Source organism: Micromonospora parva (genome assembly GCF_040649675.1).
Lineage (GTDB): Bacteria > Actinomycetota > Actinomycetes > Mycobacteriales > Micromonosporaceae > Micromonospora > Micromonospora parva.
The window spans coordinates 31,299-50,877 of the sequence record NZ_JBEZFX010000015.1 but is presented as its reverse complement, the minus strand read 5'-3'; the positions used below and the strand labels follow the sequence as shown (position 1 = coordinate 50,877).

16 protein-coding genes are annotated in these 19,579 nt (G+C 70.6%); 11 read left to right on the top strand and 5 right to left on the bottom strand.

The genetic code is table 11. The annotated features are described in order from the left end of the window. Window positions 1-26: 26 nt before the first annotated feature. On the bottom strand, window positions 27-953 hold the full coding sequence (locus tag AB0C03_RS29110) for an AraC family transcriptional regulator (protein ID WP_030337139.1): 927 nt from the start codon (window positions 951-953) through the stop codon (window positions 27-29). Between the two features lie 103 nt (window positions 954-1,056). Between AB0C03_RS29110 and AB0C03_RS29105 the strand changes: the two genes are divergently transcribed. Both AB0C03_RS29105 and AB0C03_RS29100 read left to right on the top strand, forming a co-directional pair. Continuing rightward, window positions 1,057-1,887: an NmrA family NAD(P)-binding protein gene (locus AB0C03_RS29105; protein ID WP_030337140.1), complete on the top strand. Its 831-nt coding sequence runs from the start codon at window positions 1,057-1,059 to the stop codon at window positions 1,885-1,887. Window positions 1,888-1,967: 80 nt separating this feature from the next. Beyond that, the gene (locus AB0C03_RS29100; RefSeq protein WP_357640247.1) at window positions 1,968-3,011 is read left to right on the top strand and encodes an SEC-C metal-binding domain-containing protein; all 1,044 of its coding nucleotides are present in this window, start codon (window positions 1,968-1,970) and stop codon (window positions 3,009-3,011) included. 9 nt (window positions 3,012-3,020) lie between these two features. Here AB0C03_RS29100 and AB0C03_RS29095 read toward each other — a convergent pair whose 3' ends face one another. Continuing rightward, entirely contained in the window at window positions 3,021-3,626 is a 606-nt protein-coding gene (locus tag AB0C03_RS29095; protein ID WP_357640244.1) for a CGNR zinc finger domain-containing protein, read from the bottom strand. Window positions 3,627-3,715: 89 nt separating this feature from the next. Here AB0C03_RS29095 and AB0C03_RS29090 point away from each other — a divergent pair, with 89 nt between their 5' ends. From AB0C03_RS29090 to AB0C03_RS29080, 3 genes are all read left to right on the top strand, one after another. Then, on the top strand, window positions 3,716-4,462 hold the full coding sequence (locus AB0C03_RS29090) for a metallophosphoesterase (protein ID WP_357640241.1): 747 nt from the start codon (window positions 3,716-3,718) through the stop codon (window positions 4,460-4,462). 2 nt (window positions 4,463-4,464) lie between these two features. Next, window positions 4,465-5,100, top strand: coding sequence for a LysE family translocator (locus tag AB0C03_RS29085; RefSeq protein ID WP_357640238.1), 636 nt, complete (start codon window positions 4,465-4,467; stop codon window positions 5,098-5,100). 115 nt (window positions 5,101-5,215) lie between these two features. Next, window positions 5,216-5,710, top strand: coding sequence for a DUF2231 domain-containing protein (locus AB0C03_RS29080; RefSeq protein WP_357640235.1), 495 nt, complete (start codon window positions 5,216-5,218; stop codon window positions 5,708-5,710). Window positions 5,711-5,902: 192 nt separating this feature from the next. On the opposite strand, the gene AB0C03_RS29075 is transcribed toward AB0C03_RS29080, so the two are convergent. Further along, window positions 5,903-8,257: a hypothetical protein gene (locus AB0C03_RS29075; protein ID WP_357640232.1), complete on the bottom strand. Its 2,355-nt coding sequence runs from the start codon at window positions 8,255-8,257 to the stop codon at window positions 5,903-5,905. Window positions 8,258-8,325: 68 nt separating this feature from the next. Here AB0C03_RS29075 and AB0C03_RS29070 point away from each other — a divergent pair, with 68 nt between their 5' ends. Then, window positions 8,326-8,805, top strand: a complete 480-nt coding sequence (locus AB0C03_RS29070; RefSeq protein WP_357640229.1) for a hypothetical protein — start codon at window positions 8,326-8,328, stop codon at window positions 8,803-8,805. A 60-nt stretch (window positions 8,806-8,865) separates the two neighbouring features. On the opposite strand, the gene AB0C03_RS29065 is transcribed toward AB0C03_RS29070, so the two are convergent. Next, window positions 8,866-12,216, bottom strand: coding sequence for a S8 family serine peptidase (locus tag AB0C03_RS29065; RefSeq protein WP_357640226.1), 3,351 nt, complete (start codon window positions 12,214-12,216; stop codon window positions 8,866-8,868). Between the two features lie 328 nt (window positions 12,217-12,544). On the opposite strand from AB0C03_RS29065, the gene AB0C03_RS29060 reads away from it, so the two are divergent. Continuing rightward, window positions 12,545-14,428 (top strand): Xaa-Pro dipeptidyl-peptidase, encoded by a 1,884-nt coding sequence (locus tag AB0C03_RS29060; protein WP_357640223.1) that lies wholly within the window; start codon window positions 12,545-12,547, stop codon window positions 14,426-14,428. Between the two features lie 9 nt (window positions 14,429-14,437). Here AB0C03_RS29060 and AB0C03_RS29055 read toward each other — a convergent pair whose 3' ends face one another. Next, window positions 14,438-15,322 carry a helix-turn-helix transcriptional regulator gene (locus AB0C03_RS29055; RefSeq protein WP_357640220.1) on the bottom strand — a complete coding sequence of 295 codons (885 nt, stop codon included), beginning with the start codon at window positions 15,320-15,322 and terminating at the stop codon, window positions 14,438-14,440. A gap of 189 nt (window positions 15,323-15,511) precedes the next feature. Here AB0C03_RS29055 and AB0C03_RS29050 point away from each other — a divergent pair, with 189 nt between their 5' ends. The 4 genes from AB0C03_RS29050 (at window position 15,512) to AB0C03_RS29035 (ending at window position 19,521) form a co-directional block, all read left to right on the top strand. Beyond that, window positions 15,512-16,273, top strand: a complete 762-nt coding sequence (locus AB0C03_RS29050) for an SDR family oxidoreductase (RefSeq protein WP_357640213.1) — start codon at window positions 15,512-15,514, stop codon at window positions 16,271-16,273. A 767-nt stretch (window positions 16,274-17,040) separates the two neighbouring features. Continuing rightward, complete coding sequence (locus AB0C03_RS29045; protein WP_357640210.1) at window positions 17,041-17,703, top strand: C39 family peptidase; 663 nt, start codon at window positions 17,041-17,043, stop codon at window positions 17,701-17,703. Between the two features lie 242 nt (window positions 17,704-17,945). After that, the gene (locus AB0C03_RS29040) at window positions 17,946-18,860 is read left to right on the top strand and encodes a DUF1996 domain-containing protein (protein WP_357640207.1); all 915 of its coding nucleotides are present in this window, start codon (window positions 17,946-17,948) and stop codon (window positions 18,858-18,860) included. A 70-nt stretch (window positions 18,861-18,930) separates the two neighbouring features. Continuing rightward, a complete protein-coding gene (locus tag AB0C03_RS29035; protein WP_036412717.1) occupies window positions 18,931-19,521 on the top strand; it encodes a DUF305 domain-containing protein in 591 nt (196 codons plus the stop codon). Window positions 19,522-19,579: the final 58 nt, after the last annotated feature.

Below are 19,579 nucleotides of genomic sequence, written 5' to 3'. Positions count from 1 at the left end.
GGCTCTGGGCCCTCGATGAGTGCCGGTCACGCCGCCGTGACGTCGACCCGGGTGAGCCGTCGATGCCCGCTCGGGCTCAGGCCGTGCACGCGTTTGAAGGCCGCGCTGAAGCCGAACGCGTCCGCGTACCCGAGGCGACGCGCCACGGCGGCGACCGTCGCTGTTGATTCGGACAACAGGTCGGCGGCCACCGCCATGCGCCAGTCGGTCAGGTAGGTGAGCGGCGGTTCACCCACCAATGCGGTGAACCGTTTCGCCAGTGTGGACCGGGACACCCCGGCCTGGGCGGCCAGGTCGGCCAGGGTCCACGGTCGGCCCGGCGCGTCGTGCATGGCGCGCAGCACCGGACCGACAGTGTCGTCGCTCAGCGCGCGGTACCAGCCGGGCGCCTCGGCCTCCGGCTGGTCGAACCAGTCCCGGACCGTGCACACCAACAACCAGTCCAGCAGACGGTCCAGCACGACCTGCCGTCCGGGCCGACCCGCGTTGAGTTGGGCGTCCAGGTAGTCGCGCAGCGCGGCGCAGTCCTGGTCTTCCGGCACGACGAGCACCGGCGGCAGCGCGCCCAGCAACCGCTGAGGCACCCGACCCCGGACGTGGTACACCCCGACCAACAGCACGAGGCGGTCGGTGTGATCCGCGTCCACCGGGTCGACGACCCCGGTCTGGCCGCGCCGGACGTCCCGCAGTTCCCCGGGCTCGAAGCTCGACCGGGGCTCGGCGGAGAAGACGAACGGCGCCGGCCCGCGCACGATGGCCGCCTCGCCGACCCGGACCAGGCGAGGCTTGTCGCTGTCCGGATGGGAGATCCAGCCCTCGCCCCGCATCGGAACACAGAGCGTCAGCGGGGCGCCGTCGGTGAACCGCAGCGCCCACGGCGGCGTCAGCACCGACCGGCCGAAGGCCGCGCCGTCGGCGTGCAGACCGCGCAGCAGATTGTCGAACGGGTCCATGTCTCCGACGATAGGTCGCGGAGGATGGACCGCGGACGATCGGACATGCCCGTCGTACGACAGGACATGTCCCGCAAACGACCGGGCGCGTTGACTCGTGGTCATGACGACGAACGCACCTTCGACACTCGTGATGGCCGGCACCGGCAAGACCGGTCGCCGGCTGGTCCAGACGCTGCGGGCGGCGGGTCACCACGCCCGGGCCGCCTCTCGCTCCGGTGAGGTGCGCTTCGACTGGTCGCGGCGGGACACCTGGCGGCCGGCCGTGGCAGGTGCCTCTGCTGTCTATCTGCTCGCTCCGGAGGACCCGGCGCTGGCCACCGACTTCGTGACGCAGGCAGTCGACTCAGGTGTCGGCCGGATCGTGGCGCTCTCCGGGCGCGGGATCGACCGGATCGGTGACTTCTCCCCCGGCATGCTCGCCGCGGAAGAGGCAGTGCGGAAGTCCGGCATCGAGTGGACGATCATCCGGGCGAACAACTTCAGTCAGAACTTCAGCGAGGACCTGTTTCGCCAACCACTGCTCGACGGTCGGCTGGCCCTGCCGATGGGGGCCACGCCCGAGCCGTTCGTCGACGCCCAGGACGTCGCCGACGTGGCGGCGACGCTGTTGACCTCGCCCGGTCACCACGGACAGGTGTACGACCTGTCCGGCCCCCGTGCGCTCACCTTCGCTACGGCGGTCGCCACGATCGCGCGGGTGACCGGCCGCTCGATCCGCTACGTGGAGCTCACTCCGGAGCAGTACCACGCCGAACTGCGCGCCGAGGGTTATCCGGCGCAGGCGGCCACGGGGCTGAACGCCCTGTTCGCCGGGATGCGGGCGGGCCATCTCGCCGAACCGACCGACGGGGTACGTCGAGTTCTCGGACGGGACCCGCTCGACTTCGACACCTACGCCGAACGGGCCGCTGCGGCCGGCGCGTGGTCGTAGTCCGCCCGGCGGGCGGCATGAGAGCGGCGTAACAGGTGATCTGCCCGCATACCGCGAGCACCCGGACGTACCGTGAGATCGTGTCGACGAAAGACGTACTCACCAAGGCTGACCTCGCTGAACTTCGCCGCTCGGCGCTCGGGACGGCCAACCCGCTCGGCGTCGCCGCTGATCTCGCCGAGGCGGCGGAGCAGGGCCGACTGGAGGATCCCGACGACGCCGGGGACGCGCTGACACTGGCCGCCGAGATCGCCGAGATCCGGGCCCGACCGGATGCCGCCCTGCGCTACGCGGAGCGGGCCCTGGCGGCGTACCCGTCCGGGGACGATCCGCGGGCCGGGTTCGCCCGGGCGCTGCGGGCCCGGGCGCTGTTCCGCGCCGGCGGTCGGGACGACGAGGCGATGGCAGAGTTGACAGCGCTGCGCCCGTTGCTGCGCACGCAGCCCGACGCCCCCGCCTACGTCAGCGCGGCGCTGGATGCCGGTGGTCGTTCGGCGATTGCCGAGCAGTGGCTGAGCGAGGCGGTCGACGCGGTGCTCAACGAACGCGCGACCGCCGCCTCCGGGCCGGCCAGCACCGCGATCGACCCGGTGGTCGATCTCGGTCCGCCGGACGCGCCCGGTGTCACCTTCTTCCTGCTGCAACAGCGGCATCGGGTACGCCGGAACCTGAACCTGCCGCACGACCGGCAGGACGACCTGGCAGACCGGCTGGAGACCCAACTCGTGCGCCGGGCCGGCGAGCGCAGGGACGCCGAGTCCGACCTGCTCTTCTGGCCCCGGGTCGAGTTCGACCGACTGCTCGCCGAGCACCCCGCGCTGAGCGAGGTGTACGGGTCGGACTGGGACGCGCACCGGGGCCGGCTGGAGAAGGAACTGGTCCGGCTGAGGGGGGCCGGTCAGGCCGGGTTGGCCGTGTTCCGTGCCACCGTGGACGGGTTGAACGCGTTTGCCGGTCGACGTGACGGCGATCCGGCCGACGCCGCGGTCCGGGCGGGATACGCGGCCGAGGTGCAGGCACGACCCAGCGCGCGGATCGCCTGGCCTCCGGAGCGCAACGACGTCTGCTGGTGCGGGTCGGGCCTCAAGTACAAGAAGGACTGCCTGCCGCGTTCCCGCAGCTGAGCGTGGCAGCTATCGAGGTGCGGCGTGCCGCTGATAGTGGCGGGCGACCCGGGCCCGGTTGCCGCAGGAGGGCTTGCACCACTCCTGACGTGGGTGGTCCTTGACGAAGTAGCGCACGCAGCGGGGTGCGGGGCAGGCGCGCAACTCCTCGCGCGCCGGACCGGTGAGGAAGCCGATGACGGCCCGGGCCAGGCCGGCGGTGATCGCGAGCCGCGCGTCGGCGGCCTCGCCGTGCCAGGCGAGGGACGGTGCGCCCTCCTGCGCCCAGCTCAGCACGGGCCGGACCGGCACCGCCCCGGCGGCCTGGTTGAGCTGGGCGACCGCCTCCTGCGGCGAGAGCAGTGAGGCCGAGTCGGCCCGGCTCGGTGGGCCTGGGCGGACCGCCACGGCGAACAGGCCACGCGCGGCACGGCGCACCGCCACCACGTCGAGTCGGGTCCGTTCGTCGACGACGTCGCCGTGGGCGTCGAACCCGTCGACGTACTCCCGCAGTGCGTCGGCCTGCTCGTGCAGCCAGGCGGTGAGGCCGGCGAGGTCGTCGAGGTCGTCGGCGACGCCGCCGTTGCCGTCGTGCCGAATCGTGCTGACCAGGGCGAGCGCGAGCTGCGCTGACATCGGTCCCTCCGGTGCTGGCTTGTGCTGTCGATGCTGCCAAGAGTAGCTTCCCTAATGCTTACGCCGTTCGTGAACCATTAGGGGGCGCCGTGCTGGTCATCGCACATCTCAGCGACACTCACATCGACAGCCACCCCCGATCGGCCGAGCGGACCGCCCGGGTCATGGACCACCTGCACTCCCTGCCACGACCGGTCGACGCCATCCTGATCACCGGGGACATCGCCGACCACGGCGAGGTGGCCGAGTACGAGACCGCCGCGAAGCTCTTCGACTCCCCGCTGCCGGTCATGGTCTGCCCCGGCAACCACGACGTGCGCGACGCGTACCGCAAGGGTCTGCTCGGCGACGACGGCGGCGGCACCGGCCCGATCAACGCCCGGCACGACGTGGCCGGCGCGGTCTTCCTCCTCGCCGACTCGTCGGTGCCCGGTGCCGACGAGGGCCACCTGGACGACGAGACCATGGCGTGGCTCGTCGACGAGCTGGGTTCGGTGCCGGCCGGGACGCCGACGTTCATCGCCCTACATCACCCGCCGGTGGTGCTGCACCACCCGGTCATCGATCCGATGCGGCTGCTGCCGGCCGACCCCCTGGCCGACCTCGTCGCCGCCCACCCCCAGGTCGTCGCCGTGCTGACCGGGCACTTCCACACCGCCGCCGCGAGCACCTTCGCGGGCCGTCCACTGCGGATCGCGCCGGGTGTCGTCTCCACGCTGCGGATGCCCTGGGAGGGTGACGGCCCGCTGACCACCCAGACCCAGCCGCCCGGCGTCGCGTTCCACGTGTACGACGACAGCGGGCTGCTCACCACCCACTACCGGGTGGTGGTCTGAGCGTGCACGGGGTCGCGGTGCTCGGCTTCATGCTCGCCGTCGCGCCGATCACCGCCACGCCGGGCGCGAGCCTGACCCTGGTCGTCTCGCGGGTCGCCAGCGGCGGCCGGCGGCAGGGCTGGTGGGTGATCCTGGGTACGGTGACCGGGCTGTACGTGCACGCCACCCTGGCCGCTGTCGGTCTGGCCGCGCTGGTGCTCCGCTCGTCGCAGGCGTTCTGGGTCGTCAAGCTGGTCGGGGCCGGTTACCTGGTCGGGCTCGGGCTCTGGCTGCTCTGGTCCGCGTCACGCCGTCGCACGACGGCGCAACGACGACCGACGGTTGCCAGCCGGAGGCTGCCCTGGCGGGTGGACCACCCTTACCTGCAGGGGTTGCTCGGCAACGTGCTGAACCCGAAGGCCGCCGCCATCTACCTCACCCTGGCACCACAGTTCCTCGAACCGGGTCGACCGGTGCTCGTGCCGATGGTGCTTCTCGCCACGGCACACGCCGCGCTGCACACCTGTTGGCTCGCCGGCTGGACCGAGGTCTCCGGTGCCGCCGCCCGGCTGCTCCGCACCGCCTCGGTGCGACGCGCGTTCGATCGGTTGACCGGTGCGATCCTGCTCGGCCTCGGGGTACGGGCGGCGGTGACCTGAGGTCGCCGTGGCTCGCGCCCCGCCGGGCGATCGTGGGGGCTGACACATCCGAGCGGTACCGATAGCGTCCATGCCCGGACGAACGACGTCCGGCCGGTATCAGGAGGAGACGCCGATGTTCGAGGAGTTCATGGGCATCCCCGCCCACCCTCTGCTGCTGCACGCAGCCGTGGTGTTCGTGCCGCTGCTGGCCCTGCTGACCGTCGGCTACGCGTTGGTCGCCCCGATCCGGCCGCACACCCGCTGGGTGTTGGGGCTGCTCGCCGTGGGCGCGCCGATCGCCGCCCTGCTGACGAAGCTCTCCGGTGACGCCTTCCTCGATCGCATGCAGGCGGCCAACCGGGTCACTCCCGAGTTCCTGCCGAAGCTTGAGGCGCATCAGGAGTTCGGTGACATCACGCTGTACGCGACGATCGGGTTGGCCGTGGTGGCGCTGGCACTGGTCTGGTTCGTCGCGCCCAGGGCGACCGACGGCGACGTCGACCGGCGCCCCTCCCTTGCGCTGACAGTGGCGTTGCAGGTGTTGTCCGTGGTGGCCGCCGGCGTCGCCGTCTACTACGTGTTCCGTACCGGCGACTCCGGGGCGAAGGCGGTCTGGGAGGGCCAGTGACCCGCCAGGCGAGCAGCAGACCGGCCGCGATCAGCGACCGGAACGCCGCCCCGCCGGATCGACACCTCCGGCGACAGAAGGATTCGGCACCGGGTCGAGGGCGGGCCCGAGGTCTCCGGTTGCTGGTCAGCCAACACGCTGACCAGCAACCGGAGACGGCACCGGCCCAGCCGGGAGACCTGAACGGGACAGCTAGCTCTGGAATCGCCGACGGCGACGCGTCCACCAGAGCATGCCACTGCCGACGGCGATGAGCGCGGCAGCGAACGTGAGCACCAGACCGACGGGCAGGCTGTCGCCGGTGATGGGCAGACCACCACCCGATCCGCCGTCGTTGGACGGCGGCTCGGGGGTCGCGCCTCCGCCCCTGGACGCCTTCACGGTGGTGTTACCGCCGAGGTAGAGGATGTTCTTGGTCTCGGCGTCGTCGGTCATCGCCTTGACGGAGGTCTGCGTGGTGCGCGGCAGGTGCGGGTGCGCCGTGGTGAACTCCGATTTGGTGATGTTCTTCTTCGGTGCCTGTGAGAAGTCCACGCCGCCGACGGTGTAGACGTAGACCCTGCCGCCGTACTCGCGCTCGAAGCTGTAGTCGCCCTCCTTGAAGGATTTCAGGTACCGCTGCCAGGTTTCGTTCTTGTCCCACTTCGCACCGCGGATCGGCCATCGGGACACCTCGTTGCTGTTGATGATGGCGCGGTAGTCGGTGGCCTTCTCCGCGTCCTGCAGCCGGATCCACTCCGCGGCGACGCGCGAGGTGTACACCCGGCGCAGGTCGGCGTACGCCGCATGGTTGTTGATCTTCTTTTCGACTTCGGGGAGGATCATGGTGTTGACGAGGCTCTGGTTGTGCTCGATCTGCGCTTTGGTCAGGTCGCAGGTGCCGCCTGGCACAGGCGTGTTGACCTCCTGCGGAACGGAGTTGACCTTCAGCGGCGCGTCGAGGATGTAGATGCCGCCGTCCTGCTCCCGCACCTGCGCCGGCTGGGGGACGATCCAGTTGCGGATGCTGTGCAGGCAGGGCCGTCCGTCGACCCGACTCAGCGAGTCCCAGAAGCGGGCGCCGCGGGCGGTGCTGGGGTTCATCGTCTGGGCGAAGTCGTGCTTCATATCCAGGTCAGCTTCGAGCAGCACGCGGCCAGCGTCGGTCTCGCCGAACCGGTCGTCCATGATCTTGTCGGGTTGGTCCGGGTTGAGGTTCACCCAGAACTTGTCCGGGGTGAGCGCGAGCCAGGTGAAGAACGAGTCGGAGACCAGCTCCGCCTTCTCCTTGCCGCCCGCACCGGGATTGGTGTCCGGATCTGGCATCTTCTTGGCGCTGAAGGAATAGTCCAGGCCCTCGCCCTTGACCGGCGCGCCCACGAAGCGCAGTTCCAGGGTGGAGAAGTCCACGCCGCCGGGACCACGCACGCGCTGACCGGTCGTGTCCAACTGACGGGCACGCTCGATCTGCTGGCGCGCGGTCTCCGGGTTCGGCGCGGACCGGTTGATCATGTCGTTGCCGCCGCCGCGTGAGCCCTGGTTCACGCCCGGCTTGGCGTTGAGGGTGGAGTCGTACCTGCTGTGCGGGCCAGGCGTGTAGCGGACGACTGCAGTGGAACGGTGCTCGTAGGTGGTGACCCTTGGCCTGCCCTGCGCGTCGTTGCCGATGTCCGCGCCCAGGTTCCGCACAGCCGTCCTGGTCTTCGGTTCCTGCTCCTGGCCGAAGGCGTACCGCAGTTTGTAGTCCTGGTACCTCGGGTCCTTGAGTACGACGCGGTCCTTCGGCGGCTGGCTCGTGTCGTGCGCGCCGCCGGACTTGAACTCGACGAATTCCTTGGTCCGGTGGTTGGCCGCGTCGTACTTGCGGATGGTCTTGCCGTCCTTGTCGAGGATGTACTCCTCACACAGCCAGTCCGGTCCGACGAGGTTCAGATCGCGTACGATCTTCGCGGTGAACGCGGCACCACGCCGGTTACGGGCGTAGTTCTCGATGTAGACCTCGTTCAGCCACTCGTCGAACGTGCCCGCGAACGGCCTGGTGCCGTTCTTCTGGTTGTTGTTGTAGGTGGCGTAGACCCGCTTCGGGTCGCCCTCCTTGTATCGCGAGCTGTCCTCGCCGATCTCGTCCAGGAATTTCGTGCGTTCGGCCGGGTCAGAGGGAAGGGTCAGACCGTCCATGGCCTGCCGTGGGTTGTCGAACTCGTACTCGTCCCAGTCCGCCTCGCGACGGATCGTGCTGTCCGCCGGCAGTCCGCCCGGCTTCGCTGGATCGCCTCTGACGCCGTACATCTCGTCGCAGCGCTTCGCCTTCGGTGCCGCCTCCACGCCGCCGGTGAGAACAGGCAGGCCACTGAAGGTCATCACGCTGGCGCAGGCGACCGCCACCGCGATTCGCGCCAGGCTGCGTGGGCGACGTCTGGGTGTCGGGTAGCTCATCTGGATCCTCGTCTGGGGAGGCTGAAAGACCAGACAGCGGAAGCGCTGCGGCAGATGCCTCCCCGTAGTCATCTGGTCACCAGCGCCGTCAGGCACCCTAGGCGTGAGTTCGCCGCCGATGCAGTCCAGCACTACCTGATCGATAGCTTTGGATGCGGGATCGTTACGTTCGCGCCACCACAGTCGTAGGGTGGAACGCCATGAGCGTCGATCGGCAGAGCGAAGAGCAGGAGTGGGCCGACAACCCACGGCTGAACGCGTGGCTGGCGAAGCAGGAGGCGGCCTTCCCGGGGTGGACGCAGCAGAGTGGCCAGGCGTGGGACTTCACGCCCGGGTCGCTGGATCAGCTCGAAGACCTGCTCCGGCGGCAGTTCTCCACCTGGGAGGAGGTGAGCGCGGCGCAGGAGGATCCGATCGTGGCAGTCTCGGCCTGGTACCTCGGCGAGGTGCAGAACCGGCACTACGGCACCGTGTGGCACTGCAACCCGCAACTCCCGATGAACCACCCTGACCAGGACGGCACACCGTTCGTGCTCATGCCCGAGGATCCACGCGACGAGTACGAAGAGGACGATGACGAAAGGTACCGACCCGGCAACAACCCCTTCGTCGAGATCCGAGCCCTGTTTGTCCGGGGCCCGGAGAACCGACTGCGTGACGTCCTCAACCGGTACCGATGACGGTCTCGGGGTGCCGGTGCGGCCCGGTCGAGGGCCCGGGCCGCACCAGCGGGGTGACCGTCAGCCGGCGTGGTACGCCCGGATGATGGTCTGGTCGATGCCGCTACCACCGTTCGCGCCGGCCTTCACCCGCAGCGAGACGGCCTGCCCGGCGGCGGCCTTCGGCAGCACGACCCGGTAGCTGTCGCCACTGCTGGTGACCCGGGCCGAGGTCCAGGTGGCACCGTCGTTTGTCGACGTCCACACCTCGAACGAGGTCACCTTCTGCGCCGTGACACCGTGCGCCTGCCGGACGGCCAGCTCGGCCGTACCGCCGGTGGCGTGGTTGTTGGTGTCCATCGGCAGCGCGTAGTCCACCGCGAGCAGCGGCAACGGCACGCTTGCGGTCCCGTCCGGCCCGGCCGACCGGAACGTCCACGAGGTGCTGACCTTGGTGGAGATCGGCAGGATCAGGCTCGTGTCGACGTCGAGGGTCAGCCGGTAGTCCGACAGCTGCTGCGGCACCGTGAAGTCGGCGAGCGGGCGGTCCCGTTCCTCGACCAGCTTGCCGTTGCGGTACAGCGACAGCTTGCGGTTCACCCCGATGGAGGGGCCCTGGAGGCAGTCGGCCCGCTGGTGCTGGTCGGTCAGCGACACCAGGTCGATGTGCAGGTTGCCCCGGGTCCGCGACGGCGCGGTGGCGCAGCTCTGGTCGACGCCGGCCGGGTCGTCGTAGAAGCCGGAATGCAGCGGTTGGCGTGCCCAGACCTTGGTCTGCTGACTGCCCGGCTGGTAGCTGCGGGGCGCCTCCTGGGCCGACAGGCCACCGTAGACACCCTCGTCCGCCCAGCGGAACCCGGGCGAGAGGTAGTCGGTGCGGTTCGGCGGCAGGTTCCCCTCGTGGGTCTGCGTCACCGGGAACCCGTCCGGCGCGAAGCCACTGCGGATCAGCTGGGTGACCATCCCCTCCGAGTCCATCTGGTGGAATCGCTCATCGATGCGGGCAAGCGTCGCCTGCTCGGCCCGGCCCACCCGGAAGGCGGGGTCGGCCGGTACGCCGTCCGGGTACTCGTGCACCAGGTTGTAGCGGTACGGCTTGGCCGTGCCGGCTGGCGAATCGAGGTTGACGGCCGCCCAGCTGCGCCGGGACCCGACAGCGGGCTTCGGCATCGCGGTGGTGCGGACAGTGGTCTTGGACCCGTACCCGCTGACCTGGTGCCACCAGGACAACCCGTTCGGCGCGGTCTGGACGTTGGTGAGGTCGGTCTTGGTGGGTGTGGTGGGCACCCCGTCGACAGTCGCCGTCACCGCCCTGGCCCGCGCCGGGTCGAGGGTCACGCTCCGAGCACCGCGCACGTCCAGGTCGGCCTCGGCGGCGAGCGTGGTCTCCAGCACGTCACTGTCGACGTAGTAGGCGACGGACGAGCCGAGGATCGCGTACCGGCCGGCCGGCACCCGCAGCGTGAAGGTGTCTCCGGGGACACCGCCCGCGCCGCTGTAGTAGACCACCGGGTCGGTGAGGTTGGTGACCAGCAGGTTGATCCAGCTCTCCGCGCCGTCCTTGAGCCCGGGCAGCGGCTTCGTGTGGATGGTCAGGTCATAGCTGGGCGGCTCGACGGAGAAGCTCACCGGGGTGGTCGAGACCAGCTTGCGGCCGGGGCCGCGCGCGGTGACGGTGGCCAGGTAGAAGCCCGGCCGGGCGGCCAGCGCCGCGCGGTCGATCCGCACTGTCGTACCGGCGGTGGAACCGCGCTTGAGCGTCACCCGGTTGGTCGACAGCGACGCCGCCCCGCGCGGCACCGGCTGGCCGTCGTGGTTGACCACCGACACGTCGAGGTCGAGGTGGGTCGTCGCCGGGGTCGCCGCGCCGGTCCAGCTCAGCTTCGCCTCGCTGGTCCCGGACTGCGGGTACGCGAAGGTGCCGAGGTTGACCACCGGCTGGTTGCTGGTCGGGCCGTCGAGGGCCCGCGCCGCGTTGAGCCGGCCGGCCCCGACGGCGTACGCGTCGACACCGGTCAGCGGGTCGGCGGCGCCGACGAGCGCGGCCTTGATCTGCTCGCCGGTCCAGTCGGGGTGCCGCTGAACGAGGAGCGCGGCGGCGCCCGCCACGTGCGGGCTGGCCATCGAGGTGCCGCTGATCGCCTCGTAGTGCTCGTCGATCGGATCCTGCAGGTTGGTGCCGGCGGCCCGGGCGGCGACGATGTCGACGCCGGGCGCTACCAGTTCCGGCTTCGCCACGTGGCTGTCGACCAGCGGCCCACGGCTGGAGAAGTCGGCGAGCTTGTCGTTGCGGTCGACGGCGCCGACGGTCAGCGCGCTGGCGGCGGAGCCGGGCGAGGAGATCGCGCCGCCGCTGTTGCCGGCGGCGATGACGAAGAGGACGCCGGTGGACTTGCTCAGGCCGTCGACGGCGAGCGAGAGCGGGTCGTTGCCGTCGTCCGGGTCGCTGCCGCCGAGGCTCATGTTGATGACGTCGGCCCGGGCGGCGGCCCACTCCATGCCGGCGATGATGCCGGAGTCCTCACCGGAGCCGTGGTCGTCGAGGACCTTGCCGATCATCAGCCTGGCGTCCGGTGCCACGCCGCGTCGCTGGCCCTGGGCGGCCGCGCCGGTGCCGGCGATGGTGGCGGCGACGTGCGTACCGTGGCCGTTGTGGTCGACGGCGTCACCGCCCTCGGCGGTGAAGTCGGCCCGGTCGGCGACCCGGCCGACCAGGTCCGGGTGGGTGAAGTCGGCGCCGGTGTCGAGCACCGCGACGGTGCTCCCCTTGCCGGTCCAGCCGGCCTGCCAGGCGTCGGATGCGGCGATCTGCTCCAGGTTGCGGTCGAGGTCGGCGCGCTCGCCGCCGGTCAGCGCGGTGGCGCGGACCTTGCGGTCGAGCCAGACCTTCTTCGCGCCGGCGAGCAGCGAGTTCGTCGCCAGCTTCGCGGTGGCCGGGCCCTTCTTGGGTACGCGGCCGGCGACCGCGCCGATGCTGGGCAACGGACGCACGTCGCCGAGCGCGGCCACCCGGGCCGACGCCGTGGCGGGCTGCACGATGAGCGGCAACTCGAGGGTGTTCTCATCGTCGTACCCGTCGGCGATCAGCGCGGTGACGTCGAAGAGGTCGGGGTCGAGGACCGAGCCGATCTGGGACGCGACGCGGGCGGGGATGACGTGCAGGTGGCCGTCAGGACCACAGGTCTGGCGGATCACCGCGTTCTCGTCGGCCGGCCGGACCGTGGCGTGCGGGCAGCCCGGTCCGGTGTCCCGTACGGTCACCACGTCCCCGGTCAGCAGGGTGACGGTGTGCGTCTTCGGATCGGCCGTGGCTGCGGGTGCGCCGGTCTGACCGATGTGGCGGGGTCCGGCCGTGGCCGCGCCGCCCGGTAGGGCGGTCAGCGTGGTGGCCGTGACGGCGATGGCCAACAGCCACCGCGTTTTCCTGAGCATGGTGCTCCTCGTCTTATGTGGACGAAAGCGCCTCTTCGGGCGACTTCCCGCAAGATCATATGCACGGAGACGACCAGGCGGGCACCCCTTGACGAGGGGGTTTTCCGGCCCACGCGCTGCGGATTTCGGCGTTGTATCGCCGACGGGCTCAGTTCGATGTCGTTTCGATTGCGGCCCGCCGGACCGGCGGCGACGGCGTGGACGACAGGTTCGTACCCGGTCGAAGGGATCGACGCGACGCCGGACCGGACCTAGCATGGCGACGAATGGATCTTCGAGATCGGCCCCCGCCGACCCCGGCAACCAGCCCAACCGAAGGGAGACGCGCATGCGTCGACCCCGTCATCTGGCACTCCTGAGCGTCGGCGTGTCCGGCGCGCTGGTGCTCAGCGCAGCCCCACCAGCGGCTGCCGCCCCGCCCCCGCCCACCACGCCCACCGGCATCGTGGTCAGCGACGGCATGACCCAACCCGTGTTCTCGCTCGCCGACGCGATCGAGGAACGCGTGTTCGTCCAGACCCCGGTGGACACCGACCACGACGGTCGATTCGACCGGGTGGCCATCGACATCTCCCGTCCCCGGGAAACCGCCACCCAGGGCTTCAAGGTGCCGGTCATCTTCGAGCACAGCCCCTACCGCAAGGGCACCTGGGGTGACGTGCCGTACCCGAGCGTGCTGGTCGACGACCTGCCGCAGAACGGTCTGACCGACCGCTCCGGCCGCCGGGCGCTCGACGTGGGCACGCAGCGGGCCCAGGCCAAGGCCAACCTGCCCGGCTCGCTGGACGACTACTACGTGCCCCGCGGGTACGCGGTGGTGCTCGGCCAGAGCGTCGGCACCGGCGACTCGGACGGCTGCCCGACCAGCGGCGACCAGGCCGAGACGCTGGGCACCAAGGCCGTCATCGACTGGCTCAACGGCCGGGCGAAGGGGTACGACGCCAACGGCGCCCCGGTCACCGCCGGCTGGACCACCGGCGCGGTCGGCATGACCGGGGTCTCCTACAACGGAACGCTGCCCAACCAGGTCGCCACCACGGGCGTCAAGGGGCTCAAGACCATCGTGCCGGTCTCCGCGATCAGCAGCTGGTACGACTACTACCGGGCCAACGGCCTCGTCGTCGCACCCGGCACGTTCCAGGGCGAGGACCTCGACATCCTGGCCCAGTACACCGCCGGACAGGCCCGCGCCGAGGGGCAGTGCGCCGACGAGCTCGCGAAGATCACCGAGGAGCAGGACCGGATCACCGGCGACTATTCCACGTTCTGGCGCGACCGCGACTACCTCGACGCCCGCGACGTCGAGGCGAGCGTCTTCGTGGTGCACGGCCTCAACGACTGGAACGTGAAGACCGAACACTTCGCCGGCTGGTGGGACGAGCTCGCCAAGCGCCACGTGCCGCGCAAGATCTGGCTGCACCAGGGCGGGCACGGCGGCCCGGGCAGCAGCGCCTCGGTGACCCTGCCGAGCGGTCAGACGTGGACGTACAAGCAGACCGAGAACCGCTGGTTCGACTTCTGGTTGTGGAACGTGCGCAACGGCATCATGGACGAGCCGACGGCGGTGCTCCAGCGCGAGGACCGTGCCTACACCACGTACGCCAACTGGCCCGACCCGGCCGCGCGGGAGGTCGGGCTGCGCTTCGCCGCCACCGACGCCACCGCGCCGGGCACCCTCACCACCGGCAAGCCGCCCAAGGCCACTGTCGAGCAGAGCTTCGTCGACGAGGGCCGGACCATCCACCCGGACACTCTGGTGTCCAATCCGGACACCGCGAGCGCCAACCGGCTCGCCTACCGTTCCCCGGAGCTGACGCAGAGCGTGCGCATCTCGGGGCGTCCGGAGATGCGGCTGCGGATGGCGATCGACAACAAGCCGGACGCGAACCTCACCGCGTACCTGGTCGACTACGGGCCGGCCGGGTCGACCGCAGCACCGACAGTGGTGACGCGAGGCTGGATGGACCCGCAGAACCGCAAGAGCGCCGCCCGCACCGAGCCGGTCAAGCAGGGCAAGCTGTACGACTACCGGTGGACCATGGAGCCGAAGGACTACATCTTCCCGGCGGGCCACCGGATCGGCGTGGTGGTCTTCTCCAGCGACCAGGAGTACACCCTGCTGCCGCTGGGCGGCACCGAGCTGCGGGTCGCGCCGAAGGACAGCGAGCTGCGACTGCCGGTGGTCGGCGGGCGGGCCGTCCTCGGTTTCTGATCAGCTCCGTCAACGGGTGGGGCGGTTCGACGACGCGTCGGGCCGCCCCACCCGGGTGTTGTCGTCGGCAATCTCGGTGTGCGCGAGTGCGGCGAGCAGCCGCAGTTTCTCGTCGCTGTCGCTGTCCTTGTCGGGGTAGTAGACGACGAGGATGACGTCACCGATGGGGAGTTTGTCGCGGTGCAGGCGTAGTTCACCGACGACGGGGTGGTGGACAATGGTCGTGCCCCCATCGAGGTTGCGGACGTCGTGGCGGGCCCACAGGGTACGGAACCGCTGACTGGACAGCGCGAGTTCGCCCACCAGCTCGACGAACCGGGGGTTGTCGATGTCGTCACCGATGGTGGTGCGCAGGGTGGCGATGAAGTCGGCGGTGGCCTTCGTCCAGTCCTGGTGGAAGGCTCGTTCCTCCGGATCGAGCAGGAGCGACCGCAGCCGGTTCTGACCGGGCCGCAGGCGCGGGGAGAGCGCCACGGCCATCGGGTTGGAGGCCAGGACGTCGAAGGCGCGTCCTTCCACGAACGCGGGGATCTGAAGGTGGGCGAGCAGTTCGTACACCCGCGCCGGTACGTGCTCGGACCGCTTGCGGCGCGGCGCCCTGGGACGCGCCGCCGCGAGGTCGAGCAGATACGTCCGCTCGATGTCGTCGAGTTGCAGGACGCGCGCGAGTGATTCGAGGACCTGCGGTGAGGGGTTCCTGTCCCGGCCCCGTTCCAGCCGCAGGTAGTAGTCGGGGCTGATCCCGGCGAGCAGGGCGACCTCCTCGCGGCGCAGGCCGGGCACGCGGCGCCGACCGCCGGTCGGGAGCCCCACCTGCGCCGGTGAGACCAGTTCGCGCCGGGCCCGGAGGTAGCTGCCCAGCCGATGGCCGCCGGCCGACTCCTCATCCCTCATGCTCACCACGGTAGTGCGGTGCGCGGGGCGCAGAGGGGTCCTGGTGGGACCTGGGAAAACGGGGGCCCTGCCACCTCCGCCCAGCCCCGTCAAGACTGTGATCGCGCTGTTGTTGAGAAGGACAGCGCGCATCACTGTTCGCGCCGCGAGTTGACGCGTCGGCGCCCTCTGGATCGAAGGGAAGATCTCGTGGATCTCTCCAACCGCACAGTTCTCATCGTCGGCGGCACGTCGGGTATCGGGCGGGAGCTGGCCCGGCGGTTCGCCGCGGCGGGCAGCACCGTGGCCGTTGGCGGTCGCAGCCCCGAGGCCCTCTCCGCGCTCGCCGCGGAAGGTTTCGGCACGTTCGGCATCGACGTCACCGACGGCGCCTCTGTCGGCGCTGTCCGGGACGCCGTGCTCGCCCGTTACCCCGAACTGGACACGGTGGTGACGATGTCGGGTGTCATGCTCACCGAAGACCTTCGCGATCCTGCGCACTTCGGGGCGGCGGAGGCGACGATCGACACCAACCTGGTCGGCACCATCCGGGTCATCGATGCCTTCACCCCGCACCTGCTGGGTCGGGGTGCCGGCACGTTCATCACCGTCACCTCCGGCATCGCCTTCCTGCCGTTCCCGCCCATGCCCAGCTACGCCGCCTCGAAGGCAGCGGTGCACGCCTACTCCGAGGCGCTGCGCGCGCAACTCGACGGCACCGGTGTCGACGTCGTCGAGCTCGTTCCCCCGGCCGTCGCGACAGCCGGGCAGGAGAAGGTGAACCCGCACGCGCTGCCGCTCGACGACTTCGCCACCGAGGTCATGCAGCTGCTCTCGGCGAACCCCACCCCGCGCGAAATCCTCGTGAAGGGCGTTCTCATGCATCGTTGGGCCGAACGTGACGGCACCTACGCCGATCTCGTCGCGCAGCGCGCGAAGGCCCTGGCGATGTTCCCCGGTCGCGAAGGCTGACACCCCTCCCGATCGGGAGGGCTTCGTCGAGGGGCACGCGAACGGGCCCGCGACGTGACCCAAGGGTGGGACCGGGTCCGGCCAAGTCGCCCGGTTCCGTCGGGCACTGTCTCCCCCCCGCGTCGGCCCCGGTCGAGGGGGCGCAAATGGCGCAGACGGGCGTGATCCACTCGGCTTTCAGGAAGCCGCGGTATCCCCCACACCGGGACAGCGCGCTTTTCAGGAACCCGAGTCGATCATCCCGTTCGTCCGTCATGTCGGGGCAGCCCGGCAGGCATCGGTGTCCGGTTTGGGTGGGGATGTCGGGTGGTCGGGACCACCCCGACGGCGGAATCGGGGGCCGGGCCGGGTCGTTATACCTGGCAGACCACCGCGCCCCCGGCCCGGTGGAGAGCAGCCGCCGGGAACACCCGCCCGGCCGCCACGGTTACACCCCCCGCACGGCCGAGCACCACCGGCCGGCCCCAGGTAGGCGAAACCAGCCAGGCCCGAGCACCACCGGCCGGCCCCAGGTAGGCGAAACCAGCCAGGCCCGAGCACCACCGGCCAGCCCTGGTAGGCGGAACCAGCCAGGCCCGGCATCACACAGGGCCGATGGGCAGGCGGAATGACCCGCCACCGCCAACCGTTACACCCTGTCCCGACGCCGACCCCTCAGCGGGTCGCCGGGCACCCCGCGAACGTCCCCGCACGGCCACACCCCCCACGGGCACACCCCCCGGTTCAGTGCCTGTGCGGTTTCCCCCGATGCAGAGGAGCACGCCATCATGCGTACCGATCTGATCCGTAAGACCGCCCTGACCGCCGCCGGCCTCGCCTTCACCGGCGGCGCCATCGCCGGCCCCGTCACCACCGCCTTCGCCGCCCCGAACACCAGCAAGCCCGCGTCGCAGACCCAGACCGACCGCAAGGGCCACGGCGAGCGGGAGCTGGGCGTGCGCTACGAGGCCCAGCCGAACTTCTACTACTGCGGCCCCGCCGCCGCCCGTAACGCCCTGTCCGTGCAGGGCAAGGACATCAGCGTCGACGCCATGGCCAAGGAGATGGGCACCACTGAAGCCGGCACCAACTCCATCAACGACATCACCCCGGTGTTGAACAAGGAGACCGGTAAGAACAACGCCTACCGGTCGGTGGAGATCAGCACGCCCGCCGCGGATGACAAGCAGACCGACCAGCTGCGCGCCGACGTTGTGAAGACCGTCGACGACGGCCGGGCCGTGGTCGCCAACATCGCCGGCACCACCACCGACACCGACGGTGGTATCCACTCCTTCGAGGGCGGGCACTACATCAGCGTCGTCGGCTACCGCGATGGCGGGAACGTGGTGAAGATCGCCGACTCCGCCAACCCGGACACCGCCTCCTACGAGGTCACCGTCGAGCACCTCGCGGACTGGATCGCCACCCGCGGCTACGCCACCAGCTGACCCGCACCACACCAACACCGAAGGGCCGGACCCCACCACGGGGCCCGGCCCTTCGGCGTCTTTTCCACCAGTTGCCGAACGTATTGACAAGAGTCGACATACGGGTGAGGCTGGGACGAAGAGAGCGCTCTCTCTTCTCGGGCTCACCAAGCCACCACCATGTCTGGCCAGGACACACTCCGCTGTCTTCGGCGGCGGCGCCGGAGCTGTCCCTGACCCGTCCTCCCGACAGGAGTCACACGATGGACAGGGCCGCACCCCTCTCCGGCATGCCCCGCCGACTGCGCCTCGCCACGGCGATCGGCGCACTGCTGATGCTCCTCGGCACGTACCTGGTCTCCGCCACCGGCCGGGCCGACGCCGCCACCGGCCGAGCCGGCGCTGACTTCGGCGCCAACGTCATCCGGGTCGCCGAGTTCCCCGCCGACTGCACCTACAGCCACCGGTTGCCGGACGACCCGATCATCTTCCCCGGGCTGCCCGGGGCCTCGCACATGCACAGCTTCTTCGGCGCCACGGTGACGAACGCCAACACCACCCTCCCGGACCTGGTCCGCTCCCCCACCAGCTGCAACCCGGCGGTGGACGTCTCGTCCTACTGGGTGCCCACCCTGTACCGGGACAACGTGCCGGTGGAGCCGGCGATCGCCACGTTCTACTACCTCGGCGAGGGCGTACGCGCCGACGTCGTCGCGAACACCCAGCCGTTCCCGCAGGGGCTGCGGCTCGTCGCCGGCAACGCGAAGGCCACCGGGCCGAACGACAGCATCGCCCGCTGGTCCTGCCTGCACGCCGGACACGTGCCGCCGTCGAAGGACTTCGTCAACTGCCCGTCCGGCACGATGCTGGAGTCGTACCTGGACTTCCCGCAGTGCTGGAACGGCCGCGACCTCGACTCACCGGACCACAAGAGCCACCTGGCGTACCCGGTGAACCAGGCCTGCCCGAGCACCCACCCGGTGCACGTGCCGAAGTTGCGGCAGGTGCTGCGGTACCCGGTCACCGGTGACCCGTCGCGGTTCCGGTTGGCGTCCGGGCCGGGCTACACGATGCACGGCGACTTCTTCAACGCCTGGCCGGTGGCCGAGCTGGCCCGTCGGGTCCAGGACTGCATCCGTCCCGTCATCAAGTGCGGTCACGACGGCCGACCGATCTGAGCGAGCGGGTCACACCTCAGCGGCGGGTCCGGTCATCCCGGGCCCGCCGCCCGGGTGGGGAGGGAGTCGGATGCGCCAACCCAGGGCGGGTGCCCTGCTCGTCGCCGTGCTGCTGGTCGCCGGCTGCGGTGCCGGGCGCCGGGACGCGGCCGGCACACCACCCGTTACCGCGCCACCGGCGACGGTCGCGCCGACACCGTCGGGTACGGCGGGGTCGTTCAACCCGACCGACATCGCCTGGCTGCAACTGACCGCCGCGATGGCCGAACGTCTGCTGCCCGTACTCGATCTGGTGCCGGCCCGCACCACCGACCCGGCCTGGCGGCGAACGGCCGCCCAGGTCGCGGCCGCCCAGCGCGCGGACCTGGACCGCGCCCGCCAACTACTCGCCGAGGCTGGCGCGCCGACGACCAATCCGCACGAGGGGCACGACATGCCGGGCATGGTCACCGCCGAGCAGTTGGCGACGCTGCGGTCGGCCACCGGGGCGCCGCTTCACCGTCTGCTCGCCGGGCACCTGCGGGCGCACCTGACGCAGTCGGTCCGGATCGCCACCGCGGAGCAGCAGAACGGAGTCCAGCCCGCGACCATCGCGCTCGCTGCCGCCATAACCCGCAACGCCACCACCCACCTCACCCACCTCCCACCTGAACCCACCTGAACCCCCGCCCGCGGTGATCAAGAGGTTCGCGTCACGACACGCCGAGCCCGCTGACGCA

Coding starts and splice junctions, on each gene's coding strand:
- AB0C03_RS29110 (WP_030337139.1), bottom strand. CDS start 953: ATGGACCCGTTCGACAATCTGCTGCGCGGTCTGCACGCCGACGGCGCG.
- AB0C03_RS29105 (WP_030337140.1), top strand. CDS start 1,057: ATGACGACGAACGCACCTTCGACACTCGTGATGGCCGGCACCGGCAAG.
- AB0C03_RS29095 (WP_357640244.1), bottom strand. CDS start 3,626: ATGTCAGCGCAGCTCGCGCTCGCCCTGGTCAGCACGATTCGGCACGAC.
- AB0C03_RS29080 (WP_357640235.1), top strand. CDS start 5,216: ATGTTCGAGGAGTTCATGGGCATCCCCGCCCACCCTCTGCTGCTGCAC.
- AB0C03_RS29070 (WP_357640229.1), top strand. CDS start 8,326: ATGAGCGTCGATCGGCAGAGCGAAGAGCAGGAGTGGGCCGACAACCCA.
- AB0C03_RS29065 (WP_357640226.1), bottom strand. CDS start 12,216: ATGCTCAGGAAAACGCGGTGGCTGTTGGCCATCGCCGTCACGGCCACC.
- AB0C03_RS29060 (WP_357640223.1), top strand. CDS start 12,545: ATGCGTCGACCCCGTCATCTGGCACTCCTGAGCGTCGGCGTGTCCGGC.
- AB0C03_RS29055 (WP_357640220.1), bottom strand. CDS start 15,322: ATGAGGGATGAGGAGTCGGCCGGCGGCCATCGGCTGGGCAGCTACCTC.
- AB0C03_RS29045 (WP_357640210.1), top strand. CDS start 17,041: ATGCGTACCGATCTGATCCGTAAGACCGCCCTGACCGCCGCCGGCCTC.
- AB0C03_RS29040 (WP_357640207.1), top strand. CDS start 17,946: ATGGACAGGGCCGCACCCCTCTCCGGCATGCCCCGCCGACTGCGCCTC.
- AB0C03_RS29035 (WP_036412717.1), top strand. CDS start 18,931: ATGCGCCAACCCAGGGCGGGTGCCCTGCTCGTCGCCGTGCTGCTGGTC.